1 protein-coding gene is annotated in these 227 nt (G+C 68.3%); it reads left to right on the top strand.

Annotated elements, in window-relative coordinates:
* On the top strand, window positions 1–227 hold a 227-nt coding region (locus GT045_RS17930), incomplete at both ends, for a transposase family protein (RefSeq protein WP_161334790.1).

The raw sequence follows: 227 nt of genomic DNA, 5'->3' as shown, positions 1-227 counted from the left end.
CTGATCCATCTGCGGCACGACCTGCCGCACTCGGTGCTGGGGCTGCTGTTCGGTGTCGACCGTTCCACCGTCACCCGGGCGATCGGAGAGGTGCGCACGCTCCTGGCGGAGCGGGGGTGCGCGGTTCCCGACCGTCCCGGCCTGCGGCTTCGGACGCTGACGGATGTATTTGCCTATGCCCAGGCCGAAGGTGTCGAGCTGCGTTTGGACGCCACCGAGATCCAGGT

The sequence above is a fragment of the Streptomyces sp. SID486 genome, assembly GCF_009865385.1.
GTDB lineage: Bacteria > Actinomycetota > Actinomycetes > Streptomycetales > Streptomycetaceae > Streptomyces.
The sequence above is the reverse complement of the archived record's forward strand: the minus strand, read 5'-3'. Positions and strand labels throughout refer to the sequence as shown.